The organism is Ulvibacterium sp. (assembly GCF_965228935.1).
Taxonomy (GTDB): Bacteria; Bacteroidota; Bacteroidia; order Flavobacteriales; family Flavobacteriaceae; genus Ulvibacterium.
Window position 1 is genome coordinate 3078197 of sequence record NZ_OZ245846.1, and the last position, 15052, is coordinate 3093248.

Below are 15052 nucleotides of genomic sequence, written 5' to 3' on the forward strand. Positions count from 1 at the left end.
GATGAAAGAAGTGATACAAAAGGTAAAACTGGTTTTCGCATTTCTATTGGTCCTGTCCTTTTCGGGCTGCGATGACGATGACGATACCAATTTGCCCCAGGTAGTGGCCGGATTTACCTTTACTCAAAATGAAGATACGGGTACGGTTACATTTATTAACGTTTCAGAAGAGGCCAATAGCTACGAATGGGATTTTGGCAATGGGGATACTTCAACCGAGGTTAATCCCATCGTAACGTTTGCCAACGGCACTTATAATGTTAAGTTAGAGGCCTTAAATGTAGCTGGGGCCTCGGCTATCTTCGAAGACGAGATTATTGTGCAGGTTGAAACTCCGGATCCCGGTTTTGATTCAGGATTGTTGACCAATGGTGATTTTGAAAATGGTACCGAGCCATGGATCGGTGGTGGGCTTAACGTGGAAACCGAAGGTGGCAATAGCTTTAACTCCGTCAATGTTGAGGTGGCCGGAAACCCGTTTGATGTTAATCTTAGTCAAGTTGTTGAGATTACACAGGGCACCAATTATATCTTGTCCTTTGAGGCATCTTCCGACCGTGAGCGTACCATAATTGCGGGCATCGGATTAAATGAGGCACCCTTTACCAATACCGCTCCGGTAGTTAACCTATCAACGGACACGCAGACAATTACCTTGCAACTTTCAGCCAGCGATTTTGGGGGAACCAACAGTCGCGTGCTCTTTGATATGGGGGCAGAGGTAGGTACTGTGGTCATAGACAAAGTATCGTTGGTAGAAGGTGGGGATGGAAGTGATAGTAATGGCGGAGGTGGTTTTGATGACGGTTTGTTGACCAACGGCGACTTTGAAGGGGGTGATGACCCATGGATTGGGAGTGGACGTAACATCGTTACCGACGGAGGAAATAGTTTTAATTCGGTTGACGTAATGGTTGCGGGTAATGCATTTGATGTAAATTTGAGCCAGGTGGTCGAAATTGTGCAAGGCACCAATTATATCTTGTCCTTTGAAGCTTCTTCCGATCGTGCCCGTACGATACTTGCAGGTATCGGACTCAATGTAGACCCCTTTACCAATACGGCACCTTCAGTAAACCTGACTACGGATACCCAAACATTTACATTGCAGCTTAGTGCTGCCGATTTTGGGGGAGCTAACAGTCGTGTGCTCTTTGATATGGGTGCGGAAGTAGGTGTGGTAGTGATAGACAACGTTTCATTGGTCGAAGGTGGTGATGGTAGCGATTCAGGCGGAGGTTCCGGAGGTACTTTTGATGATGGGCTCCTCACCAACGGCGATTTTGAGAGTGGTGACGACCCATGGATTGGCGGTGGACGTAACATTGTTAGTGAAGGAGGAAATAGTTTCAATTCGGTAGATGTAATGGTTGCGGGTAATGCGTTTGATGTGAATTTGAGCCAAGTGGTCGAAATTACCCAGGACGCCAATTACATATTGACTTTTGAAGCTTCATCGGATCGTAGTCGCACTATGATTGCCGGTATCGGATTAAATGTTGATCCTTTTACCAGTGTTAATGAAACTGTAGACCTGACCACGGATACCCAAACATTTACCCTAAACTTGAATGCTACCGGATTTGGTGGGGCGGACAGTCGCGTACTATTCGATATGGGTGCCGAAGTGGGTACCGTAATAATTGACAAGGTGTCCTTAGTACTGGATACAAGCGGTTCCAGTGGCGGTGGATGTACCGATACCGAAGTGGCGGCTACAATGCTACCCTTGGATTTTGAAGGTTGTGAAACCTTTCTTTCAAGTCAAAACTTTGGGGCGGGTTTAACCTCGGAACTTACCGTAAATCCATCCCAAACCGGAATCAATACCTCCGACTTTGTTTTGAGAGTGGACAAACCTACCGGTTCGGAATTCTTTGCGGGAATTCAGAATGTATTCCCATCAAATTTTGATTTAACAACGACTGATACTTTTAAAGTCAAGGTCTATTCCACAAAGGCGAATGTAGTTTTCCGGTTTGAATTGCTGGCCAATCCAAATGATGGAAGTATCGGAAATCCTGCTGCCGTTTTTGCAACCATTCCCAATGCGAACGCGTGGACGGAGGTAGAATTTACGTTCATCAACCTACCCGCTTCACCGACATCGTACAGTCAATTGGTAATAAAGCCTGATAATGATGAAATGGACAGTCCTATTACGGAAGGCGGTACGTATTATTTGGACGATTTAATTCTGGAATAGATGAAAAATGCTTAAGTTGAGGAAGGGTCGGTGGCGAAACAGATCCCACGGGCCTCTCTCTTAAGAGCAACGACTAACCATCTAAAAATCTGAAATGTCTGAAAAGGATATTTACGTAGGAAATTCCAAGGTAAGGACCACTTCAAAAGAGATTAAGGGAGAACAGGTTCAGTTTGAAAATGAAACGTATTACAGGATTTCAAACTATGATGCCATGCGTCCCTTTTTTATGAGCATTGTGAGCCCTTCCAACCATTGGATGTTCATTTCCAGTAACGGGGGGCTAACCGCTGGAAGGCGAAATTCGGAATCGGCCTTATTTCCATATTACACGGATGATAAAATCACCGAAACTGCTGATATAACCGGGAGTAAAACGGTGTTTCGGGTTCATTGGGAAGGGAAGGTCTTGTTGTGGGAGCCTTTCTCTGAAGACTATACGGGAATCTATAAAATCCATAGAAACCTCTATAAAAATACCTATGGCAATAAAATTGTTTTTGAGGAGATCAATGAGGATTTAAGGTTGACGTTCCAATACCATTGGAATTTCAGTAGCCAGTTCGGTTTTGTGAAAAAGTCGACCCTTATTAACAATGGCAAGGGTGAGATAAGGGCCACGGTTTTGGACGGTATCCAGAATATTATGCCTTATGGGGTCAATTCTGGCATGCAGAATGCCAGTAGCAATCTGGTCGATGCGTACAAGAGGAACGAGTTGGAAGCCGAAATAGGATTGGGTATTTATGCCTTGAGCGCCGTTATTGTGGACAGGGCGGAACCAAGCGAAGCACTAAAGGCTACCACGGTCTGGTCCACGGGATTGGAAAAGGCAAAGTTTCTGGTTTCCTCCTTGCAGTCGGATGCCTTTAAAAAAGGACGGGAAATTGAACAAGAGGTCGATATAAAAGCGGAAAAGGGAGCCTATTTTATTTGTGCGGATGTGGTGCTTGCTGCTAGTACGAATCAAAATTGGATGTTGATTGCCGAAGTGAACCAATCCCGAGCGGATATTGCCAAAGTTTCCCGTTTGATTAAAACGGGGGATAACCTTATGGGCCTGATCGAGAAAGATATTCAGGAAGGATCCAAACAATTGCTAAGGCTCAACAGTGCGGCGGACGCCCTACAGTTGACGGCCGATACCATGCGGAATACCAGGCATTTTGCCAATACGCTCTTCAACATCATGCGGGGCGGCATTTTTGATAACAATTATGAAATCGGGAAATCGGATTTCGTGGCATATATCAAGAAGGCCAACAGCAATGTATTTCAAAAGAGGCAAGAAAGTTTAGAACAACTCCCAGAACGATTTACATTAGCTCATCTAAAGCAGATTGCCGACGACTATAAGGACGGTAATTTCAAAAGGCTCGCTTTTGAATATATGCCCCTAAAGTTTAGTAGAAGGCATGGCGACCCAAGTCGCCCATGGAATAAGTTCTCCATAAATACGGAAACGGACGATGGCAAAAAGGTATTGGACTATGAAGGGAACTGGCGCGATATTTTTCAGAACTGGGAGGCGTTGGCACATTCCTATCCTGCCTTTATCGAAAGCATGATCCATAAATTTCTCAATGCAACCACCTTTGACGGTTACAATCCCTATCGGGTTACCAAAAGTGGCTTTGATTGGGAGACCATAGAACCGGACGACCCATGGTCCTATATCGGATATTGGGGCGACCATCAGATTATTTACCTGTTGAAGTTCCTGGAGTTTATGGAACGACACTATCCCAATGGACTGGCTTCTTATTTCCACGAGAATATTTTTGTATATGCCAATGTACCCTACAAGATAAAGGACTATAAAGCTATTCTGGCGAATCCTAAGGATACTATTGTTTTTGATGCGGATTTGGATGCTGGTATCAATAGGGAACGCGAACAACTAGGTGCCGATGGGGCTCTATTGAAAGATTCAAATGAAACCATCCATGGTGTAAACCTGCTGGAAAAATTACTGGCCACCACCTTGGCAAAGGTATCCAACTTTATTCCGGAAGGGGGTATTTGGATGAACACCCAAAGACCTGAATGGAACGATGCCAATAACGCCCTGGTGGGCAACGGCGTTTCCATGGTGACACTTTATTATTTAAAACGATTTTTAGACTTTTTTGGGACAATTGTCAGGAATGGGCCTGATGCCGAGTATCAAATTTCCGAGGAACTCCTTGAGTTTTTCAATGAAACACGTCTAGCACTGGTTAATAATCTATCCGTATTGTCCGACAGGGTTTCCGATACGGATAGGAAAACCGTAATGGATGGGCTTGGGGAAGCCGGAAGCAAATACCGGAATCGGATTTACAATATCGGTTTTAGCGGTAAAACGGGTGGGCTTGCCAAGGAAGACATCGTTCAGTTTATTGAAGTCACGATAAACTATTTGGAACATAGTATAGAAGCCAACAAACGCCCGGACAATTTGTATCATGCCTATAATTTGATGACTGTGGAGAACCATACGAAGGTTTCCATTGCTCATTTGGCCGAAATGTTGGAAGGTCAGGTAGCGGTTTTAAGTTCCGGTCATATTTCGGCCAGGGCCTCTCTGGAACTGTTGGACGCACTTAAAAATAGCAAGCTTTTCAGGGACGACCAATACAGCTATTTGCTCTACCCCAATAAGGAACTCCCAAGGTTTTTGGATAAAAACAATATTCCGTCCAGTGAGATCGGGAAATCAGAATTGATTCTAAAACTTTTGGAGGATGGTAATACCCAAATTATTGATAGGGATAGTAATGGGGAATACCATTTCAATGGAACTTTTAACAATGCCAATAGTTTACAAACTGCCTTGTCCCGACTACCTAAAAAATATCAAGGTTTGGTTCAAAAGGATAGGGAATTGCTATTGCATGTTTTTGAAGAGGTCTTTAACCATAAGGCCTTTACCGGCCGTTCAGGCACTTTTTTTGGCTATGAAGGTTTGGGATCGATTTACTGGCATATGGTCTCAAAGCTGCTGCTTGCCGTTCAGGAAACCTGTCTAAATGCCATTACGGAGAAAGAAAGCGAGGAAATTATCGGTAGGTTATTGGAGCATTACTATGAAATCAACGAGGGAATTGGTGTACACAAATCCCCCGAACTATATGGTGCTTTCCCAACGGATCCCTACTCCCACACGCCTAGTGGTAAGGGAGCGCAACAGCCGGGTATGACGGGCCAGGTAAAAGAGGATATCCTGGGCAGGTTTGGTGAATTGGGTGTTTTTGTTCATGAGGGGCAGCTACTCTTTGACCCCCAATTATTGAGAAATACGGAATTTTTAAGGGAACCCTCGATATTCAGGTACATTGCCGTTAATGGGGAGTTCAAGCAGATTAAACTGGAAAAGGATTCCCTTTGTTTTACCTATTGTCAGGTTCCGGTCATTTATCAACGGGCGGACAAAGAAGGTATAAAAGTAACATTCAATACAAGTTCCATACTGGAATTTGATACCTTAAAACTTGATTTCCAAACAAGTATCAAAGTTTTTGATAGAAGCGGGGAAATTGAGAAGATCATGGTATCCATCAAAAAATAAAATGGCATGAACCACAAAAAAAATAGCATAAGAACGATAACATGTGTGCTGTTGTTGGCATCTGTCCTCTCCTGCAAAAACAAGACAACGGAAGAAAACAAAATTGAGATCGTGAAAGAAGCATCGGATTTAAGTGCAAAGGATATTTTAGGAAACCCGGATTATTTAGCGATTTCCTATGGGGGATACAGACATGTGGATCATGATATTGAACCCACTTTGGGCGAACTGAAGGAAGATATGAAGATCTTGGTGGCCATGGGGATAAAGGTTTTGCGGACCTATAAAGTACATTTGCCCCATGCAGCAAATGTACTGAAGGCGATCAGTGAATTGAAAAAAGAGGATCCCAACTTTGAAATGTACGTTATGCTGGGGGCATGGATAGACTGCAAAAATGCATGGACCGACCTGGAACCGGATCATACACAAGAAAGTGAAAGAAATGCAGTAGAGATTGAAGAAGCCGTAAGATTGGCAAATCTATATCCTGATATTGTCAAGGTCATAGCGGTCGGCAATGAAGCCATGGTAAAATGGGCTACTAGTTATTACGTACAGCCATGGGTTATCCTAAAATGGGTAAATCACCTTCAGGATTTAAAAAAATCCAATAAACTTCCTAAAGACCTTTGGATTACCAGCTCGGATAATTTTGCCTCTTGGGGAGGAGGCGATGCCGAATACCATGTTGAGGATTTGAATAAATTGATTCAAGCGGTGGATTTCATTTCGGCACATACCTATCCCATGCACGACACGCATTACAATCCGGCATTCTGGGGCGTTGCCGAAAGCGAAAACACCCTGACCGATACAGAAAAGATTGCAGCTGCCATGCTTAGGGCAAAGGCCTATGCCATGGCACAGTACAAAAGTGTAGTCGACTATATGAAAAGTTTGGGTGTAAACAAACCAGTGCATATAGGGGAAACGGGCTGGGCAACGGTCTCCAATGGACATTATGGCCCCAAAGGCTCAAAAGCCACTGACGAATACAAAGAGGCACTATATTATAAGGCAATGCGCGACTGGACCAATGCCGAGGGTATTTCCTGTTTCTATTTTGAAGCGTTCAACGAGCACTGGAAGGATGCTAAAAACCCTCACGGTTCCGAAAATCACTTTGGCCTGTTCACGATAGATGGAAAGGCCAAATATGCCCTTTGGGACTTGGTGGATAAAGGTACTTTCCAAGGACTGACACGAAGCGGAAATCCCATAACAAAAACCTATAACGGTAATATGGAGGCATTAATGCAAGATGTCTTGGTTCCCCCTGCAAAAGAACAAATCGTTCAGCCAAACTAGGAGAACATGAAAAAGACCGGAGGTTATTTACTGTTACCAATATTTTTCATAATGATAGGTTGTATGGAAAAACAAAAACCATTACAAGTAACCGTTTATGAGACTTCGGCCAGCGGCCACAAATTAAAGGAGATAAATGAGTTTTCTTCGAGTGAAAATGCAACCGAAATAAAACTGTTTCCAGAACGGACATTTCAAACCATTACGGGATTTGGAGGTTCTTTTACCGAAGCCTCGGCCCACCTGTTGAATACGTTGGGCAAACAAAACCGTCGCAAGATTTTGGAGGCTTATTTTGGAGAGGACGGTGCAAAATACTCCTTAACGCGAACGCATATGAATTCCTGTGATTTTTCATTGGGTAACTATTCCTATGCGCCAATGGAGGACGATAGGGAATTGAAGAGCTTCTCCATTGATGAGGACCGTAATGATATTGTCCTTATGATTCAAGAAGCAATGGCCCTATCCAAGGATGGGTTTAAAATAGTGGCTTCACCCTGGACGGCACCACCATGGATGAAGGACAACAACGATTGGCGCGGAGGCAAGTTATTGCCGGAGTACAATGAAACCTGGGCGTTGTTTTTCTCAAAGTATTTGGATGCGTACAAGGCCGAAGGAATAGATATTTGGGGTTTTACCGTAGAGAACGAACCTTTGGGCAATGATAACAATTGGGAGAGTATGCATTTTACCGCCCAGGAAATGACGGATTTTGTAAAGGATTATCTTGGACCCCAATTGGAGCGTGACGGTCACAATGTAAAAATACTGGGCTATGACCAAAACCGTGAGCATTTAAGGGAATGGGTAGATGAAATGTATAAGACCCCGGCCACTTCAAAATACTATGATGGCACGGCTATACATTGGTATGCAAGCACTTATGAGGTTTTTCCCGAGGCATTGCAATATGCACATAACAAGGCACCCGATAAGCATTTGATACAAACGGAAGCCTGTGTGGATGCAGAGGTGCCCAAATGGCAGAATGACCAATGGTACTGGTCCAAGGAAGCCACTGATTGGGGATGGGATTGGGCACCCGAGGAAGACAAGCACTTACACCCAAAATATGCACCGGTGTATCGCTATGCCAGGGACATCATCGGTTGCTTGAATAATTGGGTAGATGGGTGGATCGACTGGAATATGGTGCTGGATCGGCAAGGTGGCCCCAACTGGTTCAAAAACTGGTGTGTGGCACCGATCATTGTCGACCCGGAAAATGACGAAGTGTATTTTACCCCTATTTATTACACAATGGCCCACTTTAGCAAATTTATCCGTCCCGGATCTAAAAGAATAGGATTGACAAAGACTGATACGTCTCTTTTGGCCACGGCTTGCAAAAACCCTGATGGATCCATTGCCATGGTGGTTTTTAATCAAGGCCAAGACGATAAAAACTTGGAACTCTCCTTAGGGGAACAAAGTTCCAAAGTCAAAATTAGTGCCCAAGCCATTCAAACTATAGTAATTAAATGAAATTATAGAGCACAACCCATATAATATGCCAACCATTAAATTAGGGAATCATGAGTCAAGTAAAAACACTTTCTATGGATAAAGTCCCGGTAGGGCAAAAAGCCGCTTTTGGGGCAGGTCATTTCATATTGAATATTTTACCGGGAACACTTGGCGTTTTTATCCAATTCTTTTTGTTGACCGCGTGGGGGGTGGATCCCTTATGGGCCGGACTCTTGGGTGGCTTGCCACGAATATTCGACTCGATAACCGACCCCATAATGGGTTTTATTTCCGACAATACCAAATCTAGGTGGGGAAGACGAAGACCCTATATTTTTGTTGGTGCCATTGTAAGCGGTATACTTTTCTTTTTAATGTGGCAGATCGATGACAATGCATCACAATCCTATATCATTTGGCATGTGATGATTCTCCAATTATTATTCCTTATTGGCAATACCATGTTTGCGACGCCATTGGTTGGTCTTGGCTATGAAATGACCTCGGATTATAACGAGCGTACGCGACTCATGGCTTTTTCCAATACTATGGGACAAGTTGCGTGGATGATCGTACCTTGGTTATATGTAATTATCCCGGATTCCAACACCTTTAACACACAAACCGAAGGAGTACGGACCATGGCCCTTATTGTGGGTGCGTTATGTGTAGTCTTTGGAATTCTTCCCGCATTGTTTTGCAGGGGTATTGACTCATCCCATATGGAGAATCGAAAAGAAATCAATTTCAAATCACTTGCTTCCAATATGAAAGACTTATTGGCAGGGATTATTCAAGTTTCCAAGAATAAACCTTTTATGAAATTGTGCGGGGCAACTTTTTTGGTTTTTAACGGCTTTCAGCTTGTAGCGGCATTTGGCGTTTTCATCATTGTGTTTTATATGTATAGCGGCAGTTACGAAGTGGCAGGCACTTGGCCTGCTTGGTTCAATACGATCAATGCCATGATAACCGCATTTTTGGTAATACCGATTATTTCTAAAATGTCGGATAAATGGGGCAAGAAAAGAGCCTTTATTATTTCTACGGTCATATCGATACTAGGGTACCTCTTAAAATGGTGGGGCTTTGACAAGGAGCTAAATAGCCAATTTAATCAAACCGGTTTAGGAAAGAGCTTAACTTCTGGCGTCGGATCAATTTTTGAATCCTTAAACCCAATGCTGGACAGTGTGGGGATGTCATGGTTTTCCATTGATCCCGGTAATGAAATACCTTGGTTGATCTTTGTGCCCATACCCTTATTTGCTTTCGGGATGGGCGGACTGTTCACCTTAATGATGTCCATGACGGCAGATGTCTGTGATTTGGACGAATTGGAAAATGGCATGCCGAGGAAAGAAGGTACTTTTGGCGCTATCTATTGGCTCATGGTCAAAATAGGTCAGTCCATTGCACTGGTTTTGGGTGGAGTGATTTTAAGTATTGTGGGATTTGACCCCAATGTGACCGAACAGTCCCTGGAAACCATGAATAACCTTAGGATAGCCGATATATTGGTTCCGTCACTTACAGCGGCACTGGCCGTTTGGGTCATGTGGAAGTATAGTCTTACGGAAAAGAAGGCCAGGGAAATTAAGGCGGAATTAGAAGCGCGTAGGGGAAAACTATAAACAATAACTAAATTACAACTAATGTCATATCGAGGAGAACATGATTACTTGATCCGTTCGGCAAATTTCACGGATTATAAGGGTGTAGATTTTAGCAAGTATTCCACAGGGGAATTAAGAAAATTGTGGAAAGCCACTTTAGAGAATGGCATGCATGGGCTATGTTTTAGTATGTACGAAGACGGACAAAAGCCAGGGGATATTATTACCGAGGAGCAGGTGATACGTAGAATTCAAATCATAAAACCTTATACGAAATGGGTACGCTCCTTTTCTTGTGTGGAGGGGAATGAACACATTCCGCGTATTGCGCATCAAAATGGTCTGAAGACCATGGTAGGTGCTTGGTTGGGCCATGATTTGGGAATGAACGAGGCTGAAATAGAAAGTCTGATTTCATTGGCAAATGAAGGCTACGTTGACATTGCCGCTGTAGGTAATGAGGTTTTATATCGAAATGATTTAACGGAAGATCAATTATTGGACTACATTTATTTGGTAAAGGAAGCCCTGCCGGAAATCACAGTGGGATATGTGGATGCATACTACGAGTTCTCACATCGACCGCGTATTGCCGAGGCCTGTGATGTGATATTGTCAAACTGTTACCCGTACTGGGAAGGCTGTAGCATTGAACATTCACTAAATCACATGCAACAAATGTTCGGTCAGGCCACCGATGCCGGTAACGGTAAAAAGGTAATTATAACGGAAACCGGTTGGCCTAGTAAGGGCAGCAGCTTAAGAGGTGCGATTTCATCTGAGGAGAATGCGATGAAGTACTTCATCAATGCACAATTATGGTCCGCCAAGGATACTATTGAAATGTTTTATTTTTCCTCATTTGACGAATCATGGAAAGTAGGCACTGAAGGCGATGTAGGGGCCTACTGGGGACTATGGGATAAGGACGAAAACCTGAAATATTAAGTTGTCCTTTTTGGCAAAAGGATGTTTTACATAAAGCTGGATTTAACCATTTGACAAAAACTAGGGTTGAATCTACTTCAAATCATTGTGATTTGCTAAATGCGGTTGTTTGGTTTCGTAAAAGCAGTAGTGTTAATTTAAACAATTTAAGGATGTTAACAAGTGTTTTAATTTCAGTAATTGCAGGTATTATTTGTGTACTGGCGGCAATATTTTATAACAAGAATGCCAATGTTAAGATAGCTATGGCCATCATTGGGGCAGCACTTTTGCTTTATGGGGGTTTTGGTTATGGGGTCTTACAGCCTAAGGCCCATATGGAAGTTTTCCATACCGGAAATAAACTGCAAGTGGAATATCCTATAAAGAAGGTTCAAGTTATCTCTCCAATTGAAGGCGACACGGTTAAATGCCGTATTCTTACCATGGGTGTATATCCTGAAACACACAATAAAGACATTTGGGTGTTGCTAAAACCCGCGGACAACAAATATTATCCACAGTCGGACTACACCAACACCTCATACAAGGAAGATGGCAGGTGGCAGGTAGTTACCCGATTTGGAGGTGACCAGGGCGAATCGTATCAGCTGTTCGTTTATGAAACAGATACATTGGCTTCGCGATTTTTTAGCGAGACCATTGAAAAATGGAAAGCGGCCAATGATTATGTGGGATTACTGCAGGACGAATTACCTTCTGGTGCTTCCGAGATAGATCGACTTAGGATTACCTTGGAAAACAATTGTCGTGGTGTGCATTAATTATCGGTTAAAGTTATTTTCAGGTTACATTTGCTAGGTTCTTAATACACAAACGGACTAGTATATATCCAACGGTGCGCCAAATCCATTTCCATCATCCCAGCACTACCAAAGGTGAATTGTAAAAGCAAATCACTTTCTTCTTCTTCATCTTACGGGTTTCGGTAAGTTGCACCTCTATTTTCATTAACTCGCTTTCAATTGGGAAGTGGGAATATGAAGGCCCCCAAAAATAATTTCATTTTTTAGTGTCACGTTTTCGTCTTGTCCAACTTATATACCTAAAGAAAGAATATTAATTGGGTCAAGGGATGGATGAAACGACAACTATGTTTTTCTTACTATATTAGTCTTTGACGGTACCCGAGACTAAACCCAATAAAAGGAATGGAACACAAAAATTTTGGACTGACACCTACTGCTTTTGAACAGTTGGTCGTTGATCTAAAAAAAAATGAAACTCATTTTTTTGAGCAAGTATTTACAAAACAATTTGGAGAAACATTGGTCTATTTAAAACGTGAATATAGTGCCGATCATGAGGATGCGTACGATGCGGCCATGGATGCCCTGATAGCATTTAGGCTACGTTTTGTCCAAGGCAAGTTACATTACGGCAACTTACGTTTTTTGTTTACCAAAATGGCCTCACAAATGTATCTAAGAAATAAAAAAAATACCATCCGTACCTTGGAGAATGACCTGGCCCAGGAGCAGTATTTACCGGAAAGTGAGCCTCAAGAGGTACCACAACAGTTCCATCTGGCCTGGCAAAAGCTTGGGGATAACTGTAAGGATTTGTTGACCAAACATTATTACGGCAAAATGAAATTATTGGAGATAGCCGAGGAATTATCAAAAACACCTGCTACGGTAAGAAAGCAAAAAGAGCGGTGTGTAAAAAAATTGAAGGATTTGATCAATGTCTGAAATTGAAATCGTAATGGAAGAAAAACTACATAAATTTTTAACCGAGAAGCTACCTGAAAAGGAGGCGGATGCAATCCTGGAGGAACTTATTACACAAGAAATGGATGCAGACCTTCGAAAACGCCTGGCAAAAACCTTGGATCAAGAACATGGTATTACCCGAGAGCATGGAAAAAGGAAGACCAAGGTAAGATATTTGGGATATATACTTGCCGCTGCTGCCAGCATTAGTATTTTGATAGCTTTGGTGTTCTACCCCAATACCAGTATGGACAACCCGCAGTTGTTGGCCCAGCAGTACCTGCAAGAGCAGCATTTTAGCCACCCAGGCACATTCAAGGGGGCGGATTCTACTATGGAAAGGCAGCGATCACAAGCTATCGCTTCCTTTAACAACGGAGATTTTTCCAATGCTATTACGCATTTTAATACCTTGACGTCTCCCACAGCGGAAGATAGCTATTACTTGGGTCTATCCTATCTAATGGATGAACAGTATGGTCCGGCGATCGGCAATTTTGAGAAAAGTATGGCCACCAGTGAACGATTTATGGAAGAAGCGCGTTGGTTTATGGGTTTGGCCCAGCTATTGGAAGGGGATACTGAAAAAGCTGAAGAAACCTTGAACGGAATAGATCCAAATGCATGGAAATATAAAGAAGCCCGTTCGCTTCTGGAAAAGATGAAAAACAAATAATAAAAATAGGAACATTTAAAAAAAGTGATATGAAAACGCCCCGATATGGTTTACTGTTAGTACTGCTTATTAGTTTACTCTTATGTATCCCCTCCTGTAGTACGGATTTGGAGGAAGACCTGATAGACAGTGAATTGTCACAGGACGATGACGATGACAAAGATGATGATGCCGGAAAAACCGACGACGACGATGATGACGACGATGACGATGACGACGATGAAGATGATGAAGAGGTAATCCGGCATCCAACTTTGTACTTTGTACGATTGGATCCCGATATTTCCGAAGATGAGGTTGAGGATCTGCTGGAGGATCTAAATTCCGAAGAGGTATGGTTCCGTGAGGAGATTAATTTAAGGTTATGGAATACGGTAATGTTTCCCTATACCAGTATGGGAGGGGAGAACGTGACCAATATTGATGGCCATGTAGCCAGAGCGAGGGGAAGAACCAGGGTGAAAGAAGTTAATTTCAATATTGGTTCGATAATATCCCAACCAACAGGTGTTCCCCCGCTTTCTTGTTTTGAAGGCATTGTTCCACAATATCCACTGGGAGCAAATGCCATAAAGATTTCTATTTTTGATACAGGTATTACAGGTTTGACAGGGCTAGATATCCCAGGGTATTCCTTTGCTATTGAGGGTTACACAGGATATGATTATGTTGACGATGATGAGATACCTGAGGACGAAAATGGCCATGGTACTCACGTGGCAGGTCTTATTCACCATCTTCTAAGTCAAGAAGGAAATGTGGGTTCAACGGTTTCTTTTGATATTCGAAAGACCCATGATAAGCTTGGGCAAGGATTTGTCTCAAATCTTATTCCCGCTGTTCTGGATGCGGTGAATGACGGTGCGCATATTTTGAATTTCAGTTTTGGATACCAAAATAGCAATACGGATCCTACAGGCAGACCTTTAAAACTGGCCGTTGATTATGCGGAACAAATGGGAGCCCTTATTGTAGCATCGGCGGGCAATACCAATAAAAATAATGATGTAGATGCTATTGTATCGTTTCCAGCTTCCTATCCTAACGATAATATATTATCCGTGGCATCAACGGATTGCAACAACAAGTTAAGCCCGTTTAGTAGTTACGGGAAGCAAAGTGTAGATGTAGGTCTACTCGGAGAGAATGTTCCCGGCCCCAACCTAACAATGGGGATGGACACTAAATCGGGTACCTCGTTCTCATCTGCCAATGTGGCCGCTATGGCGGCAATTTTAGGAACACATCAAGCTACGTTCGACCATCAACAAATCCGTTGTACCTTGATAAGCACCTCGACACCAGCTCCGGATTTGTTTGAAAAGGTGGCTTCCAACGGAGCGATTGATTTTTCCGCAGCATTTGATAATTTAGGAGAAAATTGTAATTGATAAATTGGAATGAACTCCACTAACAAAGCCCTGCTGGATACTTTCCCTTGATTACTAGCTATTAGGGAAGAGCTTTCTTTAACCTCAATTTAAATTGGCAGTATGGAAAAAGTCATGTAATATCCAAAAACCTATAATTATATAGATTTCGTTAAATCTCTTGAAA

General features: G+C 42.8%; 10 protein-coding genes. All 10 read left to right on the plus strand.

Annotated elements, in window-relative coordinates; all coding sequences use genetic code 11:
- The first annotated feature begins 1 nt into the window (after position 1).
- The 10 genes from ACO06Y_RS12930 to ACO06Y_RS12975 all read left to right on the plus strand — a co-directional run bounded on the left by ACO06Y_RS12930 (position 2) and on the right by ACO06Y_RS12975 (position 14886).
- Positions 2-2206, plus strand: a complete 2205-nt coding sequence (locus ACO06Y_RS12930; RefSeq protein WP_422079394.1) for a PKD domain-containing protein — start codon at positions 2-4, stop codon at positions 2204-2206.
- A gap of 94 nt (positions 2207-2300) precedes the next feature.
- The gene (locus tag ACO06Y_RS12935) at positions 2301-5756 is read left to right on the plus strand and encodes a hypothetical protein (protein WP_422079395.1); all 3456 of its coding nucleotides are present in this window, start codon (positions 2301-2303) and stop codon (positions 5754-5756) included.
- Between the two features lie 6 nt (positions 5757-5762).
- A complete protein-coding gene (locus ACO06Y_RS12940) occupies positions 5763-7067 on the plus strand; it encodes a glycosyl hydrolase family 17 protein (RefSeq protein ID WP_422079396.1) in 1305 nt (434 codons plus the stop codon).
- Positions 7068-7130: 63 nt separating this feature from the next.
- A complete protein-coding gene (locus ACO06Y_RS12945) occupies positions 7131-8558 on the plus strand; it encodes a glycoside hydrolase family 30 protein (protein WP_422079397.1) in 1428 nt (475 codons plus the stop codon).
- Between the two features lie 50 nt (positions 8559-8608).
- The gene (locus ACO06Y_RS12950) at positions 8609-10174 is read left to right on the plus strand and encodes an MFS transporter (protein ID WP_422079398.1); all 1566 of its coding nucleotides are present in this window, start codon (positions 8609-8611) and stop codon (positions 10172-10174) included.
- 21 nt (positions 10175-10195) lie between these two features.
- Positions 10196-11104 (plus strand): glycosyl hydrolase family 17 protein, encoded by a 909-nt coding sequence (locus ACO06Y_RS12955; RefSeq protein ID WP_422079399.1) that lies wholly within the window; start codon positions 10196-10198, stop codon positions 11102-11104.
- Between the two features lie 152 nt (positions 11105-11256).
- Entirely contained in the window at positions 11257-11868 is a 612-nt protein-coding gene (locus ACO06Y_RS12960; RefSeq protein WP_422079400.1) for a hypothetical protein, read from the plus strand.
- 387 nt (positions 11869-12255) lie between these two features.
- On the plus strand, positions 12256-12798 hold the full coding sequence (locus ACO06Y_RS12965) for an RNA polymerase sigma factor (RefSeq protein ID WP_422079401.1): 543 nt from the start codon (positions 12256-12258) through the stop codon (positions 12796-12798).
- A 13-nt stretch (positions 12799-12811) separates the two neighbouring features.
- The gene (locus tag ACO06Y_RS12970; RefSeq protein WP_422079402.1) at positions 12812-13495 is read left to right on the plus strand and encodes a tetratricopeptide repeat protein; all 684 of its coding nucleotides are present in this window, start codon (positions 12812-12814) and stop codon (positions 13493-13495) included.
- A gap of 29 nt (positions 13496-13524) precedes the next feature.
- Positions 13525-14886 (plus strand): S8 family serine peptidase, encoded by a 1362-nt coding sequence (locus ACO06Y_RS12975; RefSeq protein ID WP_422079403.1) that lies wholly within the window; start codon positions 13525-13527, stop codon positions 14884-14886.
- The last annotated feature ends 166 nt before the right edge of the window (positions 14887-15052 follow it).

Excerpts from the sequence above, each read along its gene's own strand:
- ACO06Y_RS12930 (WP_422079394.1), top strand. The coding sequence starts at position 2 with ATGAAAGAAGTGATACAAAAGGTAAAACTGGTTTTCGCATTTCTATTG.
- ACO06Y_RS12935 (WP_422079395.1), top strand. The coding sequence starts at position 2,301 with ATGTCTGAAAAGGATATTTACGTAGGAAATTCCAAGGTAAGGACCACT.
- ACO06Y_RS12940 (WP_422079396.1), top strand. The coding sequence starts at position 5,763 with ATGAACCACAAAAAAAATAGCATAAGAACGATAACATGTGTGCTGTTG.
- ACO06Y_RS12945 (WP_422079397.1), top strand. The coding sequence starts at position 7,131 with ATGGAAAAACAAAAACCATTACAAGTAACCGTTTATGAGACTTCGGCC.
- ACO06Y_RS12950 (WP_422079398.1), top strand. The coding sequence starts at position 8,609 with ATGAGTCAAGTAAAAACACTTTCTATGGATAAAGTCCCGGTAGGGCAA.
- ACO06Y_RS12955 (WP_422079399.1), top strand. The coding sequence starts at position 10,196 with ATGTCATATCGAGGAGAACATGATTACTTGATCCGTTCGGCAAATTTC.
- ACO06Y_RS12960 (WP_422079400.1), top strand. The coding sequence starts at position 11,257 with ATGTTAACAAGTGTTTTAATTTCAGTAATTGCAGGTATTATTTGTGTA.
- ACO06Y_RS12965 (WP_422079401.1), top strand. The coding sequence starts at position 12,256 with ATGGAACACAAAAATTTTGGACTGACACCTACTGCTTTTGAACAGTTG.
- ACO06Y_RS12970 (WP_422079402.1), top strand. The coding sequence starts at position 12,812 with ATGGAAGAAAAACTACATAAATTTTTAACCGAGAAGCTACCTGAAAAG.
- ACO06Y_RS12975 (WP_422079403.1), top strand. The coding sequence starts at position 13,525 with ATGAAAACGCCCCGATATGGTTTACTGTTAGTACTGCTTATTAGTTTA.